Here is a 25442-nt window from a genome sequence, read left to right on the forward strand (position 1 = left end):
GAGATTCTTCCGCCCCCTCTCCCCCGGCCCCCCCGCGGTAAGACCAGGGCTCCGCTTCCCCGGACCCCTGGCCGTACGGCGAGGCGGGCGACGCCGACTCAAGGCGCGCCGGCCGGATCGCCAGGCCGGGATCAGGCTCCGGGTCCGGGTCCGGGTCCGGGTCAGGCCCCGGCGCTCCGGGCGCCGGACACCGCCCGGTACCCGACCGTTCCGGCGCCGCCGGCCAGTACGACGGACCGGCACACCCGGGCGCGGCCCCCGCAGCCACGGGGCCCCACGGCGGCACGGCACACCCCGGAGCAGCCCCCGGGCGGCACGCCGGAGCACCGCACCCCGACAGCACCCCCGGGCGGCGCCCCGGCACGGCCCCCGGGCAGCACGCCGGAGCGCCGCACCCGGCCGGAGCCGCGGGCCCGTACGCGGGAGCGGCCCACGGGGGCGGAGCCGCAGGCCCGCACACCGGAGCAGCCCACGCAGGCGGAGCCACGGACCCGTACGCCGGATCACAGCACGGAAGCGGACCCGCGGACCCGTACAACGGAGCAGCCCACGCAGGCGGACCCGCGGACCCGTACGCCGCAGCGCAGCACGGAGGCGGACCCGCCGGAGCGGCCCACGGGGGCGGAGCCGCCGACCCGTACGGTCGCGGCGGGGTCGGGCCCGGGGCCGCGCACCGGACCGGGGTGGAGCATCACGGGGCCGGCGGCTGGGAGGAGCCCGGGGCGGCCCGCGAGGCCGAACCCCGCCGCGCAGCGCGTCGCGGCATCGGTGCCTGGGCGCGCAAGTGGGTGCGCGGGGCGGATGCCGCCGAGGTGGAGGCGGTCGCCGAGCCCGCGGCCGCCGTCACCGCGCGGCCCGGCTCCGACGATCCCGCGGCCCTGCTGCTCACCGCCCTGGGGCCGGCCCCGCGGCTGTGGGCCGGGCCCGCCGGGCTCGACGTCACGCTCGGCGCGGGCAGCGAGGTCGCGCTCCGCGAGACCGGCGCGCTCGGGATCGCCGGACCCCGGGCCCGGCTGACCGGTGTGGCCCGCTCCGTCATCGCGCGGCTGGCGGCCCTGCACGCCCCCGGCCAGCGCCTGGAGATCGTGCTGATCTCCACCGACCGGGCCCGCCCGCTCGCCGAACGCCGCCGCGACTGGGGCTGGCTCGGCTGGCTGCCCCACGTACGCCCGGCGCACGGGCAGGACTGCCGGCTGCTGCTCGCGTACGACCGCGATCAGGCGGCCGCCCGCGCCGGGGAGCTGACCCGGCGGCTCGACGACGGCCCCCTCGGCACCCACTGGGCCACGGCCGGCCCGGACGCGGTGCGCGAGGCCTCGTACGCCTACCGGGGCCCGTACACCCTCCTGGTCCTGGACGGGGACCCCGGTCCCGGGGCGCTCCGGGACATCACCGGCCGGCTGACCTCGCACGGGCCGGCCGCCGGGATCCACGTGCTGGTCCTGGCCGAGGCGCCGGCCGCGACGCCCGCGTCGCCCGTCGCCGAGACGTACGAGGCGGCCTGCGCGGCCGCCCCCGCCTTCCGGGACTGCCGGGCCGCCGCCCTGCTCAGCGGTGATGTGGCCACGACCGTACGGACCTTCGCGGTCGCGGGCGGCACACCGACCGGGTCCGGCGGTACGGCCACGGCGGACGCCGTATCGGCGGCCTGGGCGGAGCGGTTCGCCCGCGCCCTGGCCCCGCTCAAGGCCGACTCCCCGGTCACGGAGGGCGGTTACCGGCCGGCCGCGGCCAACCTGCCCCAGACGGCCCGACTGCTGGACGAGTTGGGGCTGGCCCGGGCCACCCCGGCTTCGCTGATGGCCCGTTGGGCCGCCGCCACCGACCAGGGGCAGCGCGTCGGCGGGCTCGCGGAGATAGTCCTCGGTACCGGCCGGCGCGGGCCGGTGGGCGCCGAACTGGTCACCGACGGGCCGCACGTGCTGATCGAGGGGCCCGCCGGCAGCGGCCGTACGGAACTGCTGCGCTCCGTGGCGGCCTCCCTGTCGGCGGCCGCCCGGCCCGACCGGCTCGGCCTGGTCCTGCTCGACGGGGCCGGCGGCGAGCGCGGCGACGGCCTGCTGCCCTGTACGGAGCTGCCGCACGTCTCGGCGCACCTGGTCGCCTCGGACCCGCTGCGGATGCGGGAGTTCGCGCAGGCGCTGGGCGCCGAGCTGAAGCGGCGGTCCGAGCTCCTGGACGGGGTGCCGTTCTCCGAGTGGCACGCCGTGCGCGAGGTCTCCGACCGGATGGTCTCCCCCCGCCAGCCCACCCCCGGCGAGCTGCGCGGCGATCTCGAACCCCAGCGTTCCGGCACCCTGCGGCTGCGCTCCTCGGCCACCCGTACCGACCCGGCAGCCGGGCCCAGCCCGCTGCCGCGCCTCGTCGTGCTCGTGGACGACTTCGACGCGCTGGTCGCGCCGGGCCTGGGCAGTACGGGCCGGCCCGCCGCCGGTTCGGTGGTCCGCGCGCTGGAGGCGGTGGCCCGCGAGGGAGCCCGGCTCGGGGTGCACCTGGTGGCCACCAGTGCGCGCCCGGACCGGACGGCCGACACCGAGCTGGCCCGGCTCACGACGCTGCGCGTGGAGCTCGACGCCCCCGACCAGCCGGGGCCGGGCCGGGGCGTGCTCCGGTACGCCGACGGGCGCACGGTTCCGTTCCAGGGCGGCCGGGTCACCGGCCGGATCCCCCGGACGGCCACGCTGCGGCCGACGGTGGTGCCGGTGGAGTGGGAGCGGATGGGCGATCCGCCGGCCCGTCGCCCGGTCCGTGAGCTGGGCAACGGCCCGACCGACCTGGCGCTGCTGGCCAGCGCCCTGGACCGGGCCTCGCACCTGGTGTCGGCGGTACCGGTGCTGTTCCCGCCGGCGCCCTGAACCGGCGTCCGGGCCGCCCCTGAGCGGCACCCCGACCACCCCCCGACCGGCCCCCCGAGCGGTCCCCCGTCCACCCCCGTACGCCGCGAGGCGGTATTGCGGGGGTGGACGGGGCGGCGTAGACCTTGTGGCACGGGACACACCATCGCCAGCGAGGCATCGGGGGCACCGCCATGCGCACGCACGGATCGAGCCGCACGACCACGGACGCGCCGACCGGCGCGAGGACCCGCACGCGAGCCCGCGCCTGGGCCGCTCTGATCGCCACGGGCGCTCTCCTGCTCGCCGCTTGCGGCGACGGCGACCGCGACTCCGACGTGCCGGGACCGGAAGGCGGCAGTGCGATGCCCGGCGCGGCCGACGTCGCGTTACCGCGTCTCGCCGGGGAGAAGCTGGAGGTCGCCGCCGTCTGGACGGGCGCGGAGCAGGCGAACTTCGTCAAGGTCCTGAAGGAGTTCGAGCGGCGGACGGGCGCCACGGTCACCTTCGTCCCGGCGCAGGACCCGATCGTCACCTTCCTCGGCTCCAAGATCGCGGGCGGCGCCCCGCCGGACGTGGCGCTGCTCCCGCAGGTCGGGGCGCTGGTCGCGGCGGTCAAGAACAAGTGGGCGCAGCCGGTCGGCGCCGATGCGCAGGCCCAGCTGGACAAGAACTTCTCGCCCGGCTGGAAGAAGCTGGGCGCGGTCGACGGCACCCAGTACGGCGTCTACTACAAGGCCGCCAACAAGTCGCTGATCTGGTACAACGCGAAGGCCTTCGAGGCGGCGGGCGTCCGGCCCCCGGCGACCTGGAAGGAGCTGCTGACGGCCGCCGACACGCTGTCCGCGTCCGGTACCCCGGCGGTTTCGGTGGCGGGGGCCGACGGCTGGACCTTGACCGACTGGTTCGAGAACGTCTATCTCTCGCAGGCGGGCCCGGAGAAGTACGACCAGCTGGCCAAGCACGAGCTCAAGTGGACGGACGACAGCGTGAAGCAGGCGCTGACCTCGCTCGCCGAGCTGTTCGGCCGCAAGGACTTCCTGGCGGGCGGCCAGAGCGGGGCGCTGGCGACCGAGTTCCCGAAGTCGGTGACGCAGACCTTCACCGGCGGCGACCGGCCGGCTGCCGCGATGGTCTACGAGGGCGACTTCGTGGCGGTCAACATCGCCCAGACGGACGCGAAGCTGGGCACGGACGCGAAGGTCTTCCCCTTCCCGGCGGTCGGCGCCAAGGCGCCGGTGGTCTCGGGCGGGGACGTGGCGGTCGCGCTGAAGGCCTCGAAGGGCGCGCAGGCGCTGCTGACGTTCCTGGCCTCGGTGGACTCGGCGCGGATCCATGCCCGTGAGGGCGGCTTCCTCTCCCCGAACAAGGCGCTCGAACCGGCCGCGTACCCGAACGACATCCAGCGCGGCATCGCCGAGGCCCTGATCGCGGCCGGCGACAACTTCCGCTTCGACATGTCGGACCAGGCTCCGGCGGCCTTCGGCGGGACCCCGGGCGCGGGCGAGTGGAAGGCGCTCCAGGACTTCCTGGCGAACCCGGCCGACATCGCGGGGACGCAGGCGAGGCTGGAGGCGGACGCGGCCAAGGCCTACGGGAACTGATCCCGTGTCCCCCACGGCCTCCCCCGCGACCACCCCGGTGGCGGGCCCCGCCACCGGCCCCCGCTCCCCGAAGGGCAAGGAGACCCGGCGCCGCCGGCTGACCGCCGCGGCGTTCCTCCTCCCCTCGCTCGTCCTGCTCGGCGCGCTCGTCGTGCACCCCATCGGCTACTCGCTCTACCGCAGCTTCTTCGACCGCTCCGGCGAGGAGTTCGTGGGCGCCGGGAACTACGGGGAGATCCTGCGCGACGACACGATCCGCACCGCGCTCGGGAACACGGCGATCTGGGTGGTGCTGGCCCCGGTCACCGCCACCGCACTCGGTCTGCTCTTCGCCGTGCTGACCGAACGGGTGCGCTGGGGAACGGCCTTCAAGCTGATCGTCTTCATGCCGATGGCCATCTCGATGCTCGCGGCGGGCATCATCTTCCGGCTCGTCTACGACGCCGACCCCGACCGGGGCGTGGCCAACGCCGTCTGGGTCGGCGTGCACGACACCTTCGCCGAGTCCTCCGCCTTCCCCAAGGCCCGCCCCGGCCGGGACTCGCCGCTGCTCCCGGCCGACGGGGGCGCGTACGTGACCCGCGATCCGGTACGGGCGGGCGTGCCGGCCCTGCTCCCGCTGGTCGGGATCGCCCCGGAGGCCCTGCCCGAGGGCACCGCCGCGGCGAAGGCGGCGGCCCCCGGGTCCGGGAAGGTCACCGGCACCGCCTGGCAGGACTTCACCCGGGGCGGGGGCGGTACGACGAACACGGTCGACCCCACCGAGTCCGCCCTGTCGGGGCTGCGCGTCGAGGCGGTCAAGGACGGCCGGGTGGTCGACTCGGCGCGGACCCGGGCCGACGGCACCTTCACCCTGTCCGCCGCCGCCGACGGCGCCCTGCTGCGGCTGCCCGCCTCGAACTTCCGGGAGGCCTACGGGGGCGTCGAGTGGCTCGGCCCGACCCTGGTGACCCCGGCGGTGATCGGGGCCTACGTGTGGATGTGGGCCGGGTTCGCGATGGTGCTGATCGGGGCCGGGCTGGCCGCCGTACCGCGCGAACTGCTGGAGGCGGCGCGGGTGGACGGGGCGAGCGAGTGGCAGGTGCTGCGGCGGATCACGGTGCCGCTGCTGGCGCCGGTCCTGGCCGTGGTGCTGGTGACCCTCGTCATCAACGTGATGAAGGTCTTCGACCTGGTCTTCGTGATCGCCCCGGGCGCCGTGCAGGACGACGCCAACGTCCTGGCGCTCCAGCTGTACCGGACCTCCTTCGGCACGGACGCCGATCCGGGGCTGGGCAGCGCCATCGCGGTGCTGCTGCTGGTGCTGGTGGCTCCCGTCATGGCCTACAACATCCGCCGGATGCGCCGGGAGGCCCGCCGATGAGCACACTGCCCACCGCACGGTCCCTCGCCTCCCGGGCGGCCGGCGGGGCGCTGCGCGTCTTCCTGGTCCTGGCGGGCCTGTTCTGGCTGCTGCCCACGCTCGGGCTGCTGGTCTCCTCCTTCCTCTCCCCCACCGCACTGAACGACGGCGGCTGGTGGCAGGCGCTGACGGCGCCCTCCCGGCTGACGGCCGGCAACTACGAGCGGCTGCTGGCCAACGAGACCGTCACGGGCTCGCTGATCGACACCGCGGCCATCGCCGTCCCGGCGACCCTGCTCGTCCTGACGCTGGGCGCGTTCGCCGGATACGCCTTCGCCTGGCTGGAGTTCCCCGGCCGCGACTGGCTGTTCCTGATCGTGGTCGCGCTGCTCGTCGTACCCGTCCAGGTGGCGCTGATCCCGGTCTCCGAACTCTTCGGTTCCCTCGGCCTGTTCGAGACCACGGCGGGCGTGGTCCTCTTCCACACCGCCTTCGGGCTGCCGTTCGCCGTGTTCCTGCTGCGCAACTTCTTCGCGGAGATCCCGCGCGAGCTGCTGGAGGCGGCCCGTCTCGACGGGGCGGGCGAACTGCGGCTGTTCGCACGGGTGGTGCTGCCGCTGGGCGGTCCGGCGATCGCCTCGCTCGGCATCTTCCAGTTCCTGTGGGTGTGGAACGACATGCTGGTCGCCCTGGTCTTCGCGGACTCGGCGCACCCGCCCGTCACGGTCGCACTCCAGCAGCAGGTACGGCAGTTCGGGAACAACATCGACGTGCTGGCGCCCGGCGCCTTCCTGTCGATGGTGGTGCCGCTCGTCGTCTTCTTCGCCTTCCAGCGGCAGTTCGTCTCGGGGGTGATGGCGGGAGCGATCAAGTAGAGCGGTGTGGATCACGGCATTGACGTGCGTGGTTGACGCTCCGTAACCCGAATGCCGCACCCTGCGTAACCCGATCACCACGCCGGGGGTTCCTGGGCCATATGCCCGCGCCGACCCCTGGATGTGCCGTGCCCCGGTTCAGCGTCATCGTGCCCGCGTACAAGGTCCAGGCCTACCTCCAGGAGAGTCTGGACTCGGTCCTGACCCAGTCGTACCCGGATCTCGAACTGATCGTGGTCGACGACGCCTCCCCGGACGCCTGCGGCTCGATCATCGACGAATGCGCGGCCCGCGACCCCCGGGTCACCGCCGTGCACCTGGCGCACAACCTGGGCCTGGGCCCGGCCCGCAACGCGGGCCTGTCCCGGGCCACCGGCGACTACGTGCTCTTCCTCGACGGCGACGACACCCTGGCCCCCGGCGCCCTGCAGGCCATCACCGACCGGCTGAAGGCCACCGGCTCCCCGGACGTCCTGGTCTACGACTACGCGCGCACCTACTGGACCGGCGAGCTGGTCCGCAACAGCCAGTCCCACCGCCTCTCCGAGGAGGGCCCGGCCAGCTTCCGCCTCGCCGACCGCCCCGCCCTCCTCGGCATGCTGATGGTGGTGTGGAACAAGACCTACCGCCGCGAGTACGTGGAGCGCGAGGGCCTCTCCTTCCCGCCCGGCTTCTACGAGGACACCCCCTGGACCTACCCGGCGCTCCTGGCGGCGGAGTCGGTCGCCGTCCTCGACCGGGTCTGCGTGCACTACCGCCAGCGCCGCACGGGCTCGATCCTGACCACCTCCACCCGCCGCCACCTGGACGTCTTCGACCAGTACGACCGCGTCTTCGGCTACCTCGCCACCCGCCCCGAACTGGAGCGCTGGCGGCCCGTCGTGCACCGGCGGATGGCCGAGCACTTCTGCGCCCTGTACGCGGACCCGCGCCGGCTCCCGCGCGCCGCCCGGGCCGAGTTCTTCGCCCGGGCCTCGGCCCTGCTGCGCCGCTACCGCATCCCAGGCCCCCGCCCGCTGTCCCTCACCCGCACCGACCGCACCCGCCACCTCCTGATGCGGCTGGGCACGAGGCGCGCGTACCGCGTCCTGTCCCTGCTCCGCTCGGCCTCGCTCACCGCGGGCCGCGCCGGGGTCACCCTGGGCCGGGGCCTGCGCGAAACCGTCCTGCGGCTGCACTACCGCGCGCAGCGCCTGCTCCCGCTCCGCCCGGAGCTGGCGGTCTTCTCCGCGTACTGGCACGGCGGTTACGCCTGCAACCCGGCGGCGATCGAGGCCAAGCTGCGCGAACTCGCCCCGCGCATGCGGACGGCCTGGATCTGCGATCCCGCGCACGCCTCGACCCTGCCGCGCGGCACCACCCCGCTCCGCCCGGGCTCGGCGGCGTACTGGACGGCCCTGGCCCGCGCCACCTACCTCGTCACGAACGTCAACTTCGACCGTGCGCTGGTCAAGCGGCCCGGCCAGATCCTGGTCCAGACGCAGCACGGCACCCCGCTCAAGCGGGTCGGCCTCGACCTCCAGGACCGCCCGGCGGCCACCCCCACCACGGACTTCGCGGGCCTGCTCCGCGGCGCGGACCAGTGGGACTACCTGCTCTCCTCGAACCGCCACTCCACGCTCGTCTGGGAGAAGGCGGTCCCGTCCTCGTACACCACGCTCGAGTACGGCTATCCCCGCAACGACGTGTTCCACCGGGCCACCCAGGCGGACGTCCTGGAACTGCGCGAACGCCTCGGCATCCCGCCGGGCTCCACGGCGATCCTGTACGCACCGACCCACCGCGACTACCGGCGCAGCCGCCCGGCCCACCCGGACTTCGACCGCATCCTGCGCGACCTGGGCCCGCGCTACACGATCCTGACCCGCACCCACCTCACGTACGCGGGCTCACCCGCCCCCGACCCCCACCCGCGCCTCCTCGACGTCTCCGCCCACCCCTCCGTCGAGGAACTCTGCCTGGCCTCGGACGCGCTGGTGACGGACTACTCGTCCCTCATGTTCGACTACGCGGCCCTGGACCGCCCGATCGTGATCCACGCGGACGACTGGGAGGCGTACGAGGCCTCCCGCGGCACGTACTTCGACCTGCGGGCCTTCCCCCCGGGGGCGATCGCCCGCACCGAGGACGAGCTGGTGGACATCTTCTCCACCGGCCACTGGCAAGGCTCGCGCTCCGCGCAGCTCCGCGCGTCCTTCCGGACCCGGTTCTGCACGCACGACGACGGCCAGGCGGCGGAACGCGTGGTCCGCCGAGTCTTCCTGAGCCAGCCCACGGCCCCCATCACCCCCCTCGAAGACCGCCGCCCCACCCCACCGGCCCCCTCCGCAACCCCGGAACCCACCCTGGCCCACCTGACCACGTCCCGCTGGCCCTAATCAGCCTCGCCGGCGTTTGAGGCGCGGGGTCCGGGGCGGAGCCCCAGAGGGGGGTCCGGGGCTCCGCCCCGGGGAACGGGCGAAGGGCGGGTAGGAGACTTCGCCCCGCGCAGCGGCAAGGGTCGCTGCGGGGACTTCGGCCCGCGCAGCGGGAGCCCCTAGGCGGCCGGCCCGGCCGTCAGCCCGGCGACCACCGACCGCGCGAGGTCGTCCAGGTATCCCCCCGGGACGGCGTCCCGCACGACCACCTGCCGCCAGTACAGCGGCCCGATCGCCAGATCGAGCGCCCTCCCCGCATCCACCCCCACGGGAAGCTCCCCGCGCGACACCGCCTCGGAGATGATCCCCTCCGCCATCCGCCGCTGCCCCTCCAGCAGAGCACCCCGCACCGCATCCGCGATCTCCGGATTCCGCGCCGCCTCCACCAGCAGGTCGGGGATCACCGCCGAGGCCACCGGATGCCGCAGCACGTGTGACATCACCTCCAGCAGGGCCCGTACGTCCCCGTAGAGCGACCCGGTCGACGGCACCGGCAGGCCGTCCACGGCGAAGGCGCCCACCAGGTCCAGCACCAGGTGCAGCTTCGACTTCCACCGGCGGTACACGGCCGTCTTCCCGACGCCCGCCCGCCGCGCGATGCCCTCGATCGACATCCGTGCGAAGCCCACGGTGGCCAGCTCCTCGACCACGGCCGCCCGGATCGCCTCGGTCACGTCCTCACGGAGAACGGCGGCCCCGGCGGGGGCTCTACGGGCGGCGGGGGCAGGGGTGGCGGCAGCAGGCTCAGGCGTCATAAGCAGAGCATAACCCGCGACGACGATACGGTTGCGTTCCGACGTTGAACGACCTAACCTCACCGTAGCGACGATACGGACCCGTCCCATCGCCAGCCGACGCCCCGACCCCGTCGAAAGCGACTCCCGTGACAGTGACCACCGCGCCACCGGCCCCCGCTCCGGCGAAGCCCAAGAGCAGCGTCAAGGACAAGGCCCCGGACCCCATCGCCGAACTGGCGGCGGCCCACGACCTGACGCTCAGCGGCGCCCGCCCCACCCTCCCCCGCTACATCGCGCAGCTCTGGGGCCGGCGCCACTTCGTGACCGCGTACGCCACCGCCCGGATGCACGCCCAGTACAGCGAGGCGAGCCTCGGCCAGGTCTGGCACCTGGTGACGCCGCTGCTCAACGCGGCCGTCTACTACTTCATCTTCGGCATCGTCATGCACGCCAGCCACAACGTGCCGAACTACCTGCCGTTCCTGATCACCGGCGTCTTCGTCTGGGACTTCATCGGAAGCTGCATCAACGCCGCCACCCGTTCCGTCCAGTCCAACCTCGGCCTGGTGCGCGCCCTGCACTTCCCGCGCGCCTCGCTGCCGCTGTCCACGGTGGTCCAGCTCTTCCAGCAGCTGCTCGTCACCATGGGCGCGCTGATCATCCTGCTGTTCGTCTTCGGCCAGACCCCCACCCTGAACTGGCTGCTCGCCGTCCCCACCCTCTTCCTCATGGCCTCCTTCTGCGCCGGCTGCGCCATGATCATGGCGAGGATCGGGGCGAAGAGCCCGGACGTCAGCCAGCTGATGCCGTTCGTCCTGCGGACCTGGATGTACGCCTCGGGCGTCATGTGGTCGATCGACCAGATGCTCCGCACCGACCACCTGCCGCACTGGGTGTCGATGGCCCTCAAGCTCAACCCCGCCGCCGTCTTCATCGACCTGATGCGCTTCGCGCTCATCGACACCTACAAGGCGAGCCAGCTCCCGCCGCACGTCTGGCTGATCGCCCTGGGCTGGGCCCTGGTCGTCGGCGTCGGCGGGTTCGTTTTCTTCTGGAAGGCAGAGGAGGAGTACGGCCGTGGCTGACACCGCAACCCCCACCGCACCCGCACCCGCACCCACCACCGAAACCCGGGTCCCGACCGTCATCGCCGACGAGGTCCACGTGATCTACAAGGTGCACGGCTCGGGCGGCCGCAAGGGCGGCGCCACCGCCGCCCTGAGCCGGATCTTCTCCCGCAAGCCCGCCCCCGGCATCCGCGAGGTGCACGCCGTCAAGGGCGTCAGCTTCACCGCGTACAAGGGCGAGGCCATCGGCCTGATCGGCACCAACGGCTCGGGCAAGTCCACCCTGCTGTCCGCCATCGCCGGCCTCCAGCCGGTCGCGCGCGGCCGGATCTTCTCGCACGGCCAGCCGTCGCTGCTCGGCGTGAACGCCGCCCTGATGAACGACCTGACCGGCGAACGCAACGTGGTCCTCGGCGGCCTCGCGATGGGCATGACCAAACAACAGGTCCGCGAGCGCTACCAGGGCATCGTCGACTTCTCCGGCATCAACGAGAAGGGCGACTTCATCTCCCTGCCCATGCGCACCTACTCCTCCGGCATGGGCGCCCGGCTGCGCTTCTCCATCGCCGCCGCCAAGGACCACGACGTCCTGATGATCGACGAGGCCCTGGCCACCGGCGACGCCGCCTTCCAGCGCCGCAGCCAGGCCCGCATCGAAGAGCTCCGCGAACGGGCCGGCACCGTCTTCCTCGTCAGCCACGGCATCGGCACGGTCCGCGAAACCTGCGACCGCGCGATCTGGCTCGAATCGGGCGTCCTCCGCATGGACGGCCCGTCGCAAGAGGTCTGCGACGCGTACGAGGAATTCACGAACAGCCGCTGACGGACAGGAACACGAACGGGCCGGGCCCGGAACCCCCCAGAGGGTCCCGGGCCCGGCCCGTTCCGTCAAGCGGCCCGTCAGGGCTACGCGTGCGCCCTCAACAGCGACCGCATCGTCCGCATGGCGACGGACAGGTTCGCCAGGTCGAAGTCGTCCGACCCCTGGATCTCGTCCAGAGTCGTCCGCGCACGCCCGATGATCGCCGCGTTCTTCTCCTCCCACGCCTTGAAGCGCTCCTCGGGAGTCGAGGTCCCGTTCCCGACCGCCAGCACGTCCGCGGTCAGCGCCGCGTGCGCCGAGAACAGGTCCTCGCGGATGGACGCGCGGGCCATCGACTGCCAGCGGTCGGCCCGCGGCAGCTCGATGATCCGGTCCATCAGCTGGGTGATGTCCAGCCGGTCGGCGAGGTCGTAGTACACCTCGGCGACCGCCAGCGGGTCGACGCCCGTACGGTCCGAGATCGCGACGATGTCCAGCGTCGGGAAGGCGGACGAGAACCCGGCCACCTTGGCCGCCAGCTCCTCCGGCACGCCCTCGCCGATCAGCTCGGCCATGACCGCCTCGTACCACTCCAGGTCCGCGCCGCGCACCAGCTTCGGCAGGTCCGACCAGACCTGCCCCACCCGCTCGGCGAAGAACTCGATGGTCTCGGTGATCTGGAGCGGCTGCGGCCGGTTGTTCAGCAGCCAGCGCGTACCGCGCTCGACCAGGCGCCGCGAGTGCAGCCGGATCCGGGTCTGGACGTCGGCGGCGACCTCGTTGTCGAGGTCCTCGACCGCGTCCCACACGCCGGCCAGGCCGAAGATCTCGCGGGCCGCGAGCTGCGCCCGGACGATCTCCTCCAGGGAGGCCCCGGTCTCCTCGCGCAGGCGGTGCAGGAAGGTCGAGCCACCGCTGTTGACGGTGTCGTTGACCAGCACCGTGGTGATGATCTCGCGGCGCAGCGCGTGCCCGTCGACCTGCTCGGGGAACTTCGCGAGCAGCGCGCCCGGGAAGTAGGCGTGCAGCAGGCGGTCGAGGTACGGGTCGTCCGGGAGCTCGGTGTGGATGAGCTCGTCCGCCACCGTGATCTTGGTGTAGGCGAACAGGACGGCCAGCTCCGGCTGGGTCAGGCCCCTGCCGTTGTTGAGCAGCTCGCGGATCTGCCGGTCGTTGGGCAGGAACTCCAGGGCGCGGTCCAGCAGGCCGTCACGGCCCAGGCGGCGCATGAAGCGCTGCTGGGCGTGGAGCAGGCTGGGGGCCTGGGCGGCGCCGTTGGCCAGCGCCACGTTCTGGGCGTAGTTGTTGCGCAGCACCAGACGGCCGACCTCGTCGGTCATCTCGGCGAGGAACTTGTTGCGCTGCTTGACGGTCAGGTCCCCGTCGGCGACCACCGAGTTCAGCAGGATCTTGATGTTCACCTCGTGGTCGGAGGTGTCCACGCCCGCGCTGTTGTCGATGGCGTCGGTGTTGACCTTGCCGCCCTCGCCGCCGGCGCCGATGTGCGCGAACTCGATGCGGCCGAGCTGGGTCAGGCCCAGGTTGCCGCCCTCGCCGATGACCTTGGCCCGCACGTCGGAGCCGTTGACGCGGATGGGGTCGTTGGCCTTGTCGCCGACGTCCGCGTGCGTCTCGGCCGTCGCCTTGACGTACGTACCGATGCCGCCGTTCCACAGCAGGTCCACCGGGGACTGGAGGATCGCCTTCATCAGGTCGGCCGGGGTCATCTTGGTGACGCCGGCCTCGATGCCGAGGGCTTCGCGGACCTGCGCGTTGACCGGGATGGCCTTCGCGCTGCGCGGGTGGATCCCGCCGCCGGCCGACAGCAGGGAGCTGTCGTAGTCCGCCCACGAGGAGCGCGGCAGCTCGAACAGGCGCCGCCGCTCGGCGTAGGAGGTCGCCGCGTCCGGGTTCGGGTCGATGAAGATGTGCCGGTGGTCGAATGCGGCGACGAGGCGGATGTGCTCGGAGAGCAGCATGCCGTTGCCGAAGACGTCGCCGGACATGTCGCCGACGCCGACGACCGTGAAGTCCTGCGTCTGGGTGTCGTGCCCGAGCTCGCGGAAGTGCCGCTTGACGGACTCCCAGGCGCCGCGGGCGGTGATGCCCATGCCCTTGTGGTCGTAGCCGGCCGAGCCGCCGGAGGCGAAGGCGTCGCCCAGCCAGAACCCGTAGGACTCCGCGACCCCGTTGGCGATGTCGGAGAAGGTCGCGGTGCCCTTGTCGGCGGCGACGACGAGGTAGGTGTCGTCCTCGTCGTGGCGGACCACGCCCTTGGGCCGCACGACCTCGCCGCCGACCATGTTGTCGGTGATGTCGAGCAGCGCCGAGATGAAGATCTTGTACGAGGCGATGCCCTCGGCGAGCCAGGCGTCCCGGTCCACCGACGGGTCGGGGAGGTTCTTGGCGACGAAGCCGCCCTTGGCGCCCACGGGCACGATGACGGTGTTCTTGACCATCTGCGCCTTGACCAGGCCGAGGATCTCCGTACGGAAGTCCTCGCGGCGGTCGGACCAGCGCAGGCCACCGCGGGCGACCTTGCCGAAGCGCAGGTGGACGCCCTCGACGCGCGGGGAGTAGACCCAGATCTCGAAGGCCGGACGCGGCGCCGGCAGGTCGGGGATGGCCTGCGGGTCGAACTTCATCGACACGTAGGAGTGCTGCTCGCCCGCGGCGTTGAGCTGGAAGAAGTTGGTGCGCAGCGTGGCCTTGATGAGGGTGAGGAAGGACCGCAGGATCCGGTCCTCGTCCAGCGAGGCGACCTGGTCCAGGGCCCCGTCCAGCTCCTCCAGCATCGCGTCGACGAGCTCGGTGCCCGCGGACTGGCGGCCCGGCGACATCCGGGCCTCGAAGAGGGAGACCAGCAGCCGGGTGGTGTGGACGTTGTTCCGGAGGGTGTCCTCCATGTAGTCCTGGCTGAAGGTGGCACCGGCCTGGCGCAGGTACTTGGCGTACGCGCGCAGGACCACGGCCTGGCGCCAGGTCAGTCCGGCGCCCAGCACCAGGGTGTTGAAGTTGTCGTTCTCGGCGTCGCCCTGCCAGACCGCCGAGAAGGCGTCCTGGAACCGCTCGCGCGCGTCGTCGCCGAGGTAGTTGGCGGTCCCGGCGGAGTCGCCGTTGCCGCTGGCGAGCGGCATCCGCAGACCGAAGTCGTAGATCCACGCGTTGGTGCGGTCGGTGCAGCGCAGCTCGTACGGCCGCTCGTCGGTGACCTCGACGCCCAGGCGCTGCAGGACCGGCAGGACCGCGGAGAGCGAGACCTGCTCGCCCGTGCGGTAGATCTTGAACCGGCGTTCGCCGGGGCCCGCGCCGACCGGCTCGTACAGCGACAGCGCGAACTCGCGGTCGCTCGCGGACAGCCGCTCCAGGTGGCACAGGTCCGCCACGGCCGAGCGCGGCGAGTGGTCGGCCTTGTAGCCCTCGGGGAAGGAGTTCGCGTACTTGCGCAGCAGCTCGGCGGCGCGCTCCTCGCCCAGCTCGGCGACGAGCGCCTCGCCGAAGCCGTCGGCCCAGGAGCGGGCGGCCTCGACCAGCCGGCCCTCGATCCGCTCGACGTCGGCGTCGGTCAGTACGGGCAGCTCGGTGCCCTGCGGGACGCGGACGACGAAGTGGATGCGGGAGAGGATCGACTCGGTGTTCCAGGCGGTGAAGTCGACGCTGATGCCGTCGAGCTCCTCCTGCAGGATCGCGATCAGCCGCAGCCGCACGCCGGTGGTGTACCGGTCGCGCGGGAGGTAGACCAGCGCGGAGTAGTAGCGCCCGTACTCGTCCTGGCGCAGGTACAGCCGCAGCCGGCGGCGCTCCTGGAGGTACAGGACGGAGGTGGCGATGGCCTGGAGCTGGTCGACCGGGGTCTGGAACAGCTCGTCGCGCGGGTAGGTCTCCAGGATCTGGAGCAGGTCGCGGCCGTCGTGGCTGGACGGGGCGAAGCCGGCGCCTTCGAGGACCTCGGCGACCTTGCGGCGGATGACCGGGACCCGGCGCACCGACTCGGTGTACGCGGCGGAGGAGAACAGGCCGAGGAACCGGCGCTCGCCGACGACGTTGCCCTCGGCGTCGAACTTCTTGACGCCGACGTAGTCGAGGTACGAGGGGCGGTGCACGGTGGAGCGGCTGTTGGCCTTGGTCAGCACCAGCAGGCGGTGCTCGCGGGCCTTGGCGCGGGCGTCGGCCGGCAGCCGGTTGAAGGACGGCGAGACGGGGTGCGCCTCGTCCTGGCCGTGGTGCACCGGGTCGGAGCGCAGGATGCCGAGGCCGGTGCCGGGCACGGCGGCCAGGGCGTCGCCGTCGACGAGGTTGTACTCGCGGTAGCCGAGGAAGGTGAAGTGGTCGTCGGCGAGCCAGCGCAGCAGCTCGCGGGCCTCTTCGAGCTCGTACTCGCGCAGGTCCGGGGCGGTCGGCTCCTCGGGGAGCTCCTGGGCGATGCGCAGCGCCGCGTCGCGCATCTTCTCCCAGTCCTCGACGGACTCGCGCACGTCGGACAGGACGCGCTGCAGATCGGCGGTGATCTGCTTGAGGTCGGCCTTGTCGGTCTCGCGGTCGATCTCGACGTGGATCCAGGACTCGACGAGGGAGTCGTGGGGGCGCGCGGTGCGGGGACCGTGCGCGTCGCAGTCGGGGCCGAGGATCTCGATGAGCTTGCCGGTGACGTCGCGGCGGACGACGACCTGCGGGTGGATCACGACGTGGATGCCGCGCCCGTGGCGGGACAGCTCGTTCGTCACCGAGTCCACGAGGAACGGCATGTCGTCGGTGACCACCTCGACGACGGAGTGGCTGGAGGTCCAGCCGTTCTCCTCCACCGTGGGCGTGTGCACCCGCACGTTCGCGGTGCCCTGCGGACGGTTCTCCGCGAGCCGGTAGTGCGAGAGCGCGCCCCCGAACACGTCGACCGGGTCCCGGTCGAGCAGGTCCTCCGGGGCGGTGTGCAGGTAGTAGCGCTGGAGGTAGGCGAGAGTCGTGTCCCGGTCGGGACGCTCCTTCTGCTCGGACCCAGTCGGAAGTAGCCCCCCGGCCGGGCTGTTCTCAGCTACCCGTGCCGCCCGCGCGAGCAGCTCGGCCTTTGCTTCGTCCAGCTTGGTCTGCATGTCCTCTGGCTCCTGTCGCGCGCCATTGCGTGACGTAGGTGAAGGAAGGAATGGCATAGCACCGCGAGGCGGGGTTTCGGTGTCCGTTCGGGATCGACGCTATGCCGTCGAGAGAGCCCACCGGGAGGAAATCGGCCATGATCGGCAGGAGGTCCCGGGGGCGGGGATCAGCGAGGGCCCGGGCACGGTGGTGCGCCGGGCGCCGGGCGGAGGCTTCGGTGCCTCCGAGAACTATCGCGCTGATCACGGGTACCAGGCTATCTCGCTCCACCCCCGGCTCGTCATGAGCTGTATGTGTACAAAAGAGGGGGGGTAACTTTGACACTCTGGACAGGGTCCGGCCCGGTCGTGCGTGCCAGGCCGGTGCGCGGTCGCTCTCCGCTCATGCGCCTGTCGCTATCCGGCCAGCTCGCGAGCAGTCCGTACGGCCTCCGCCAGGCTGTCCACGACGGGCACACCGGCTGATTCCAGACTGCCCCGGCTGTGCGAACCGCCCGTGTAGAGGACGGCCCGCGCGCCCACGTGCGCGGCGGCCAGCGCGTCGTCGACGGCGTCCCCGATGAGGACCGTACGGCCGGCCGTCACTCCCGTCCCGTCCAGGGCCGCCAAATGACGTACGAGATGTCCGGCCTTGCTGGTGTGGGAGGGCCCGGTACGCCCGTCGACGCGCAGGAAGTGCGTGTCGATCCGGTGCGCCCGGACGAGCGGCACGAGCTTGTCGTGGGGCGCGAGGGACAGCAGGGACTGCGTGAGTCCGTCCTGCTGCCAGTCCCGCAGCAGCTCGCGGGCGCCCTCGGCGAGCCCGGCGTCCTCGGCGGCCACCCAGTAGTGCCGGTGGAAGGCCTCGTCCATGACCAGCCACTCGGCGTCCGTGGGGAGCCGGCCCATCAGGCGCTCGTAGAACTTCGGCACCGGTACGACGTACAGCTCGCGGTACCGCTCCAGCGTGATCGGCGCGAGGCCGAGCTCGGCGAAGGAGGCGTTGGTGGCGGCTATCACGGCGTCGATGTCGTGGAGCAGCGTGCCGTTCCAGTCCCAGACGATGTGCGGGGCCGCGGGTGCGGGGCTTCCGGGTGCCGCGCTCACTTCAGCAGCCCCGGGATCTCCTGGACGCCGAACCACAGCAGCTCGTGGTCCTCGGCTCCGTCGACGGTGAAGCGCGCGTCCTCGTCGCCCCCGTCCGCGGCGGGGACGGCCGCCACGGCGGCGCTCACGTCCTCCAGGGCCTCCTCGGCGTCCACGTGCACCGCGGCCGCCACCGAGAGCCGTACGGCCCCGGCCAGGGCCACCTGGCCGAGCGTGGCCTCGTCGACGCCGGGGGTGGCGGTGGCGGCCTTGTCGTCCACGTCGACGGCCACCACGACCCGCTTGCGGGGCGCGGCCCCGTCCTCGGCGATCATCCGCAGCGAGGCGGCGGCGGCCCGGGTCAGGGCGGCGTACTCCAGCTCCTCGATGTCGTCCGACACGTACCACTCGCGCAGTCCGGGCGTGACGGCGTAAGCCCGCAGCGGAGCCGGGCCCAGCTCACCCGCCTGGTGCGCCTCGGCGAGCCCGGGCAGGGTCAGGGGGACGTACACGCGCATGGCCGGCTGCTTTCGGTAGTCGGAAACGCCCCCAGGATACGACCGCGCCCCGCCTCCTCTCCTCCCCGATGCCCCCTTCGCCCCCGTACGCCACGGGGTCCCGGGTCCCGGGTCCCTGACCGGACTCCGTCCGTGACGGCTCCCGGGTGCCGGGCCCCGGGCCGGACTCCGTCCGTGACGGCCCGCGTCCCCCTTCGGGGTGCCGCGGCGGGGCCCGGCGGCGTCCACCTCGCGCCCGGCGGGATCCGGGGCGGGGCCCGGCGGGGCCGGGGGCCGACCCGGATAGGTGAAGGCGGGCCGAGTGCCGGGCGCCCCGCGGCGCCGTTGCGGAGCGTGTTCGCAGCCCCGTAGAAGTCCCTACGAAGTTACCGCCCGGTATCCGTCCGGGCACGACCCAGGGACGGCCGCGATGCCCACCAGCGCACCCCGCACCACCGAAAGCACCGGCGCAACCACCCCCGCCCCCGCGAGGCCCACGAGCCCCGCACCCGCCGGGGCCCGGCCCGGAAACGGGGCCGGGGCCGCCCGGCGCCCCGGGACCACCGGGAGCAGCAGCGGCACCGGCCCCGGCCGCGGCTCCGCGAGGCCGACGGGCACGGGCCCCGGCACGGGCCCCGGCCCCGGCACCGCGAGGCCCGGCCGCCGCCACGACCGGCGCCGGCCGCCCACCGCCGTCCACCGCGGCAGCGGCCCGCACCACTGGTTCGCCGAACGCCTGCTCGCCGTCCTCAGCGGACGCCGCCCCGTGCACTCCCTGATCGGCCACACCATCGGCCCGGCCTACGACCAGCTGATCACCCTCGCCCCCGCCGACCCCCCGCACGAGCCCGCGTACGACGCCCGCCGGCTCAGCCCCGTCCTCCACGGATGCGGCCGCTTCACCCCAGGCCCGGGGGTCATCGAGGCCTTCGCCCGCATCGCGACGGGCGACCGCCTCACCGCCCTGGCCTTCCGTCTGGAACAGGGCCCCGACCTGCGCTGGCGCTGCGCCGCCGTGGAACTCCACGGCCCCCGCCCGTGACCCGGGCCGCGGGCCCCCGCCCGCGAACGCCGCCGGGGCCGGACCCCACGCACAGCGTGGTGTCCGGCCCCGGCGGTGATCCCGCGAACGGCGCGGGTTACTTCTTGCGGCGACGGCCGCCCGTGGCCTTCGCGGCCTTGCGGCGCTCCGCGCGCGTCATCCCGTCCGAGTCGTCACCGGACTCCGACTCGAAGTCGCCCTCGACCACGCCGCCCTCACCGTCGACCGAAGGCGCGGAGAAGTGCAGCCGGTCCGGCCGCTGCGGGGCGTCCAGACCCTTCGCCCGGATCTCCGGCTTGGTCAGCGACGGACCGGCGTCCGCCGAGACCGGAACCTCCTCGACCTGCTGCTCGACCTGGACCTCCAGGTTGAACAGGTAGCCGACGGACTCCTCCTTGATGCCCTCCTGCATGGCGTTGAACATGTCGAAGCCCTCGCGCTGGTACTCGACCAGCGGGTCCTTCTGGGCCATCGCCCGCAGGCCGATGCCCTCCTGCAGGTAGTCCATCTCGTACAGGTGCTCGCGCCACTTGCGGTCCAGCACCGACAGCACCACGCGCCGCTCCAGCTCGCGCATGATCTCGGAGCCGAGCGTCGCCTCGCGGGCCTCGTACTGCTCGTGGATGTCGTCCTTGACGGACTCCGCGATGAACTCGGCGGTGATGCCCGCACGGTCGCCCGCGGCGTCCTCCAGCTCGTCCACCGTGACCTTGATCGGGTAGAGCTGCCGGAAGGCGTTCCACAGCCGGTCCAGGTCCCACTCCTCCGCGAACCCCTCGACCGTCTCGGCCGTGATGTACGCGTCGATCGTGTCGTCCATCATGTGCCGGATCTGCTCCTGGAGGTCTTCGCCCTCCAGCACCCGGCGGCGCTCCTTGTAGATGACGGTGCGCTGGTTGTTCAGCACCTCGTCGTACTTCAGGACGTTCTTGCGCGTCTCGAAGTTCTGGGTCTCGACCTGCGACTGGGCCGAGGCGATGGCCCGCGTGACCATCTTGTTCTCGATCGGCACGTCGTCCGGCACGTTCGCCATCGACATGACGCGCTCGACCATCTGCGCCTTGAACAGGCGCATCAGGTCGTCGCCGAGCGACAGGTAGAAACGGGACTCGCCCGGGTCGCCCTGTCGGCCGGAACGGCCGCGCAGCTGGTTGTCGATGCGGCGCGACTCGTGGCGCTCGGTGCCCAGCACGTACAGCCCGCCGAGGTCCTTGACCTCCTCGAACTCCGCCTTCACGGCCGCCTCGGCCCGCGTGAGCGCCTCGGGAAGGGCGTGCGCCCACTCCTCGATGTGCTCCTCCGGGTCCAGGCCGCGCTGGCGCAGCTCGGCCTCGGCGAGGTCGTCCGGGTTGCCGCCGAGCTTGATGTCGGTACCGCGGCCGGCCATGTTCGTGGCGACCGTGACGGCGCCGCGGCGGCCGGCCTGGGCGACGATCGAGGCCTCGCGCTCGTGCTGCTTCGCGTTCAGCACCTCGTGCGGGATGCCCCGCTTGGAGAGCTGCTGCGAGAGGTACTCGGACTTCTCGACCGACGTCGTACCGACGAGGATCGGCTGGCCCTTCTCGTGCTTCTCCGCGATGTCGTCGACGACGGCGGCGAACTTCGCGACCTCGGTGCGGTAGATCAGGTCCGCCTGGTCCTTGCGGACCATGTCGCGGTTGGTCGGGATCGGGACGACACCGAGCTTGTAGATCTGGTGGAACTCCGCGGCCTCGGTCATGGCCGTACCGGTCATGCCCGACAGCTTCGAGTACAGGCGGAAGAAGTTCTGCAGGGTGATCGTGGCGAGGGTCTGGTTCTCGTCCTTGATGTCCACCCCTTCCTTCGCCTCGATCGCCTGGTGCATGCCCTCGTTGTAGCGGCGGCCGGCGAGGATGCGGCCGGTGTGCTCGTCGACGATCATGACTTCGCCGTCGATGACGACGTAGTCCTTGTCGTTCTTGAAGAGCTCCTTGGCCTTGATGGCGTTGTTGAGGTAACCGACGAGCGGGGTGTTCACCGACTCGTAGAGGTTCTCGATGCCGAGCCAGTCCTCGACCTTCGCGACACCGGACTCGTGGATGCCGACGGTGCGCTTCTTCTCGTCGACCTCGTAGTCGCCGGTCTCCTCGATGCCCTTGAGGGGCTGGCCGGGCTCGCCCTTGGTGAGGCGCGTCACCAGCTTCGCGAAGTCCGCGTACCACTTGGTGGCCTGGTCGGCCGGGCCCGAGATGATCAGCGGGGTACGGGCCTCGTCGACGAGGATCGAGTCGACCTCGTCGACCACGGCGAAGTTGTGGCCGCGCTGGACGAGCTCCTCCTGCGACCACGCCATGTTGTCGCGGAGGTAGTCGAAGCCGAACTCGTTGTTCGTGCCGTACGTGATGTCGCTCGCGTACTGCTCGCGGCGCTGCGCCGGCGACATGTTCGCGAGGATGCACCCGACCTGCAGGCCGAGGAACTTGTGTACCCGGCCCATCATCTCGGAGTCGCGCTCGGCGAGGTAGTCGTTCACCGTGATCAGGTGGACGCCCTTGCCGGACAGCGCGTTCAGGTACGCCGGCAGCGTGCCGACGAGGGTCTTGCCCTCACCGGTCTTCATCTCGGCGACGTAGCCGAGGTGCAGGGCGGCGCCGCCCATGATCTGGACGTCGTAGTGACGCTGGCCGAGGACGCGCTTGGCGGCCTCGCGGACCGTCGCGAAGGCCTCGGGCAGCAGGTCGTCCAGGCTCTCGCCGTCCTGGAAGCGCTGCTTGTACTCGTCCGTGAGCGCACGCAAGTCGGCGTCGGAGAGGTTGACGAAGTCCTCTTCGATGGAGTTGACCTGGTCCGCGATGCGGTGCAGTTTTTTGAGGATCTTGCCTTCGCCTGCACGCATGAGCTTGTTGAAGACGGACACCGAGGTTTGTCTCCTTGCCGGTCGGGCCTGGCACTGTTTTCGTGCACGGGCACGGAGGGTGGGCCCCACCGCAACGGCCATCGTAAGCGAGGACGCGGTCGCGTCGGGAGGTCCGCACTGCCGCGGGGCTGGACTGCCCGGAAATGAGAACGTGTGAGGGGCACCGAAGGTGCCGGTATGGGCGGTCCCTCTTCGGGAATCCTGCCGGGAAACCGTTTCGCCACCGCCGTCCTCCCACAGCAGAATCTCCCCATGGAACCGATCACGCTGACCACTGAGCGCCTCGTCCTGCGCCCCCTCGACGCCTCGGACACCGACGAGGTGTACGCGGCGCTGCAGGACCCCGCGATCCAGCGCTGGATACCGGTCTCCGTCCCGTACGAGCGCACGCACGCCGAGTCCTTCGTGACCCGGGTCCCGGGCGGGCAGACCGGCTCCGAATACAACTTCGGGATCCGGCTGGGCGCCGACGGCCCGCTGGTCGGCTGCATCGGAGTCACCCCGGAGGGCGAGCACGCGCACGAGCTCGGCTACTGGGCCGTCGCCGAGCACCGCGGCCTCGGCTACCTGCCCGAGGCCCTGCCCGCCGTACTGCGCTGGGCTTTCACCGAGCTCGGCTGCCCGCGGATGATCTGGCGCGCCGGGGTCGGCAACCACGCCTCCCGCCGGGTCGCCGAGAAGGTCGGCTTCGCCATCGAAGGCATGACGCGCGCGGGCATGGAACACCGCGGGACCCTGCGGGACTGCTGGACCGGCGCCATGCTCCCCTCGGACCTGGGCCTGCCCTCCCGCCTCCCGTACCTCCCCTCGCCTGTCAGTGGCACGCCCTAGGGTTCCGCCATGACGCCCCCGCCCTCGCCCTCGCCCTCGCCCTCGCCCACCCTGTCCCTTTCCGCCGACGAGGCCCGCCGCATCGCCCTGCGCGCGCAGGGCTTCCTCGGGGCCCCCGACCGGCGCGGCGGCGTCCGCGGCGTCCTGCGCCACCTGGGCGCCGTCCAGCTCGACACCATCTCCGTACTGGCCCGCTCGCACGAACTCGTCCCGTACGCGCGCCTCGGCGCGGTCGGGCGCTCCACCGTCGAAGCCTCGTACTGGTCGGAGAACCACGCCTTCGAGTACTGGTCGCACGCGGCCTGCATCCTGCCGATCGAGGAATGGCCGCACTTCGCCTTCCGCCGCCGGGCCAACAAGGCCCGCGGCCACCGCTGGCACGTCCTGGAGGACAAGCACCACTCGACGAAGACGGTTCTGGACCGCCTCGCGGCCGAGGGCCCGCTGACCTCCACCGAACTGGGCGGCGCCAAGAACGGCGGCGAATGGTTCGAATGGTCCGAGACGAAGATCGCGGTCGAGTGGCTCCTCGACATCGGCGAGGTCGTCTGCACCGAGCGGCGCAGCTGGAAGCGCGTCTACGACCTCCCGGAGCGCGCGGTCCCTTCCGCCCTGCTCCACGACGAGCTGGACGACCGCGAGTGCAAGCGCCGCCTGGTGGCCCTCGCCGGGCAGTCCCTGGGCGTGGGCACCCGCTCCGACATCGCGGACTACCACCGCCTCAAGAAGCAGGACTTCGACGAGGTGGTCGAGGACGCGGGCCTGGTCCCGGTGGAGGTGGAGGGCTGGGACAAGCCGGCCTGGGCGGACCCCGCGGCCCTGGCCACGGTGCCCCGGGGCCGCCACCGCACGACCCTCCTCTCCCCGTTCGACTCCCTGATCTGGGAGCGCCCGCGCACGGAGCGGATCTTCGGCTTCACCCACCGCCTGGAGGCGTACGTCCCCAAGCCCCGGCGGATCCACGGCTACTTCGCGATGCCCCTGCTGGCCGGAGGCCGCCTCCAGGGCCGCGTGGACCCGGCCCGCGAGGGCACCACCCTGGTGGCCCGCCAACTCTCCCTGACCACCCCGAAGGCAGCCCGCCCCATGGCCGAAGCCCTCCGCGAGGCCGCCACCTGGGTCGGCTGCGACACGATCCGCATCGACCGCGCGAGCTCTCCTGCGGAAGCGGAAGCAGTCACAGCGGAACTCTCCGCCCTCTGAACCCAGGCCATTTCAGCGATCCGGCAATCTCAGCCCCGCCGGCGTTCGAGCCCCGGGGGCCTTTCAGCCGTCCGGCGTTTGAGGACCGGGGTCTGGGGCGGAGCCCCAGGGGGCTCGGGCGCAGCCCGGGGCCGGACGGGTCAGGGCGGAGCCCTGGGAACGGTGGAAGGGCGGGTAGGGGACAGCCCCGCAGGGCCACCCACCCGCACCCGGCACCGGGACCTACCGGATCTCGAGGATCTTCTCCCGCATCGCGTACACCACCGCCTCCATCCTGGAGTGCAGCTGCAGCTTCTCCAGAATGTTCCGCACGTGGTTCTTCACGGTGTTCTCGGAGATGAACAACTCCTTCGCGATGTCGCGGTTGTTCATCCCGGTGGCCACCAGCTTCAAGACCTCGAGCTCCCGATCCGTCAGCCGCGGCGCCGGCACCAACCGCCGCTCGTCCGTCCGCTGGATCATCGACTTGAATTCCGTCAGCAGCTTCGACGCCATCGACGGACTGATCTGCGACTGCCCGTCCGCCACCGCCCGGATCGCCGTGGCGACCTCGTCCGTGGAGATCTCCTTCAGCAGGTACCCGGTGGCTCCCGCCTTGATCGCGTCGTAGAGGTCCGCCTCCTCGTCGCTGATCGTCAGCATGATGATCTTCGCGGAGGGCGCCACCTCCTTGATCGAGGTGCACGCCTCGATCCCGCCCCGGCGCGGCATCCGCACGTCCATCAGCACGATGTCGGGCAGCAGATCCGCCGCCTTGTCCACGGCCTCCGCCCCGTCACCCGCCTCGCCGACGACCTGGATGTCCTCCTCCTGCGCGAGGACGATCTCCAGCCCCCGCCGGAACAGCGCGTGGTCGTCGACCACGAGCACCCGGATCGGCTCTGCCACCCGGTCCTCCTCACGGCAGCCCGCACCGTTGTCGTCGCGCACCGGCCCGAAGCTGTCGGCCATCGTTCCTCCCCCTGCACCACGGTGCTGAGCTGCTGGGTCAATCCGACGAGAGCGGCCGCCGGCTGACTGCCCGACATGATTCCATGCCCGAGTAACCGAACGGGGGCCGACGGTTACCGGCCGACCCATACAAGCCACCGTTTCGCAGCCGTCACCTCACACGAGTGCCCCCGCGCCCGCCTGGGCGAACGCGGGGGCACCACACCGGCA

17 protein-coding genes are annotated in these 25442 nt (G+C 72.3%); 10 read left to right on the forward strand and 7 right to left on the reverse strand.

Going from position 1 to position 25442, the window contains the following annotated elements; translation table 11 throughout:
- Positions 1-503: 503 nt before the first annotated feature.
- A complete protein-coding gene (locus ACFRU2_RS41265) occupies positions 504-674 on the reverse strand; it encodes a hypothetical protein (protein WP_382981449.1) in 171 nt (56 codons plus the stop codon).
- 9 nt (positions 675-683) lie between these two features.
- On the opposite strand from ACFRU2_RS41265, the gene ACFRU2_RS41270 reads away from it, so the two are divergent.
- The 5 genes from ACFRU2_RS41270 to ACFRU2_RS41290 all read left to right on the forward strand — a co-directional run bounded on the left by ACFRU2_RS41270 (position 684) and on the right by ACFRU2_RS41290 (position 9033).
- Positions 684-2855: an FtsK/SpoIIIE domain-containing protein gene (locus ACFRU2_RS41270; protein WP_382981450.1), complete on the forward strand. Its 2172-nt coding sequence runs from the start codon at positions 684-686 to the stop codon at positions 2853-2855.
- Positions 2856-3028: 173 nt separating this feature from the next.
- Positions 3029-4438: an ABC transporter substrate-binding protein gene (locus ACFRU2_RS41275; RefSeq protein WP_382981451.1), complete on the forward strand. Its 1410-nt coding sequence runs from the start codon at positions 3029-3031 to the stop codon at positions 4436-4438.
- Positions 4439-4442: 4 nt separating this feature from the next.
- Positions 4443-5801 carry a carbohydrate ABC transporter permease gene (locus tag ACFRU2_RS41280; protein WP_382981452.1) on the forward strand — a complete coding sequence of 453 codons (1359 nt, stop codon included), beginning with the start codon at positions 4443-4445 and terminating at the stop codon, positions 5799-5801.
- Positions 5798-6655, forward strand: a complete 858-nt coding sequence (locus ACFRU2_RS41285) for a carbohydrate ABC transporter permease (RefSeq protein ID WP_382981453.1) — start codon at positions 5798-5800, stop codon at positions 6653-6655. Before ACFRU2_RS41280 ends, ACFRU2_RS41285 begins: the two co-directional genes overlap by 4 nt.
- 128 nt (positions 6656-6783) lie before the next feature.
- Positions 6784-9033 carry a CDP-glycerol glycerophosphotransferase family protein gene (locus ACFRU2_RS41290; protein ID WP_382981454.1) on the forward strand — a complete coding sequence of 750 codons (2250 nt, stop codon included), beginning with the start codon at positions 6784-6786 and terminating at the stop codon, positions 9031-9033.
- Between the two features lie 158 nt (positions 9034-9191).
- Here the strand turns inward: ACFRU2_RS41290 and ACFRU2_RS41295 are convergent, their stop codons facing one another.
- A complete protein-coding gene (locus ACFRU2_RS41295) occupies positions 9192-9827 on the reverse strand; it encodes a TetR/AcrR family transcriptional regulator (RefSeq protein ID WP_382981455.1) in 636 nt (211 codons plus the stop codon).
- A gap of 128 nt (positions 9828-9955) precedes the next feature.
- Between ACFRU2_RS41295 and ACFRU2_RS41300 the strand changes: the two genes are divergently transcribed.
- Positions 9956-10894 carry an ABC transporter permease gene (locus tag ACFRU2_RS41300; protein WP_382981456.1) on the forward strand — a complete coding sequence of 313 codons (939 nt, stop codon included), beginning with the start codon at positions 9956-9958 and terminating at the stop codon, positions 10892-10894.
- Positions 10887-11699 carry an ABC transporter ATP-binding protein gene (locus ACFRU2_RS41305; protein ID WP_382981457.1) on the forward strand — a complete coding sequence of 271 codons (813 nt, stop codon included), beginning with the start codon at positions 10887-10889 and terminating at the stop codon, positions 11697-11699. Before ACFRU2_RS41300 ends, ACFRU2_RS41305 begins: the two co-directional genes overlap by 8 nt.
- An 83-nt stretch (positions 11700-11782) precedes the next feature.
- Here the strand turns inward: ACFRU2_RS41305 and ACFRU2_RS41310 are convergent, their stop codons facing one another.
- The 3 genes from ACFRU2_RS41310 to ACFRU2_RS41320 form a co-directional block, all read right to left on the reverse strand.
- Complete coding sequence (locus ACFRU2_RS41310) at positions 11783-16765, reverse strand: NAD-glutamate dehydrogenase (protein ID WP_382981458.1); 4983 nt, start codon at positions 16763-16765, stop codon at positions 11783-11785.
- Between the two features lie 396 nt (positions 16766-17161).
- The gene (locus tag ACFRU2_RS41315) at positions 17162-17851 is read right to left on the reverse strand and encodes an HAD family hydrolase (RefSeq protein ID WP_382981459.1); all 690 of its coding nucleotides are present in this window, start codon (positions 17849-17851) and stop codon (positions 17162-17164) included.
- Positions 17848-18348: a DUF6912 family protein gene (locus tag ACFRU2_RS41320; RefSeq protein WP_274552965.1), complete on the reverse strand. Its 501-nt coding sequence runs from the start codon at positions 18346-18348 to the stop codon at positions 17848-17850. Before ACFRU2_RS41320 ends, ACFRU2_RS41315 begins: the two co-directional genes overlap by 4 nt.
- A 409-nt stretch (positions 18349-18757) precedes the next feature.
- Here ACFRU2_RS41320 and ACFRU2_RS41325 point away from each other — a divergent pair, with 409 nt between their 5' ends.
- Positions 18758-19369 (forward strand): Rv3235 family protein, encoded by a 612-nt coding sequence (locus ACFRU2_RS41325; protein WP_382981460.1) that lies wholly within the window; start codon positions 18758-18760, stop codon positions 19367-19369.
- Positions 19370-19466: 97 nt separating this feature from the next.
- Here the strand turns inward: ACFRU2_RS41325 and secA are convergent, their stop codons facing one another.
- On the reverse strand, positions 19467-22247 hold the full coding sequence (gene secA / locus ACFRU2_RS41330; RefSeq protein ID WP_382981461.1) for a preprotein translocase subunit SecA: 2781 nt from the start codon (positions 22245-22247) through the stop codon (positions 19467-19469).
- Positions 22248-22499: 252 nt separating this feature from the next.
- On the opposite strand from secA, the gene ACFRU2_RS41335 reads away from it, so the two are divergent.
- Together ACFRU2_RS41335 and ACFRU2_RS41340 are read left to right on the forward strand one after the other, a co-directional pair.
- Complete coding sequence (locus ACFRU2_RS41335) at positions 22500-23078, forward strand: GNAT family N-acetyltransferase (RefSeq protein WP_382981462.1); 579 nt, start codon at positions 22500-22502, stop codon at positions 23076-23078.
- Positions 23079-23087: 9 nt separating this feature from the next.
- Positions 23088-24281, forward strand: coding sequence for a winged helix-turn-helix domain-containing protein (locus ACFRU2_RS41340; protein ID WP_382981463.1), 1194 nt, complete (start codon positions 23088-23090; stop codon positions 24279-24281).
- A 222-nt stretch (positions 24282-24503) separates the two neighbouring features.
- Here ACFRU2_RS41340 and ACFRU2_RS41345 read toward each other — a convergent pair whose 3' ends face one another.
- Positions 24504-25232, reverse strand: a complete 729-nt coding sequence (locus tag ACFRU2_RS41345) for a response regulator transcription factor (protein ID WP_250751046.1) — start codon at positions 25230-25232, stop codon at positions 24504-24506.
- Positions 25233-25442 lie beyond the last annotated feature (210 nt).

Origin of the sequence: Streptomyces sp. NPDC056883 (genome assembly GCF_042788835.1) — a bacterium.
GTDB lineage: Bacteria > Actinomycetota > Actinomycetes > Streptomycetales > Streptomycetaceae > Streptomyces > Streptomyces stoeckheimensis.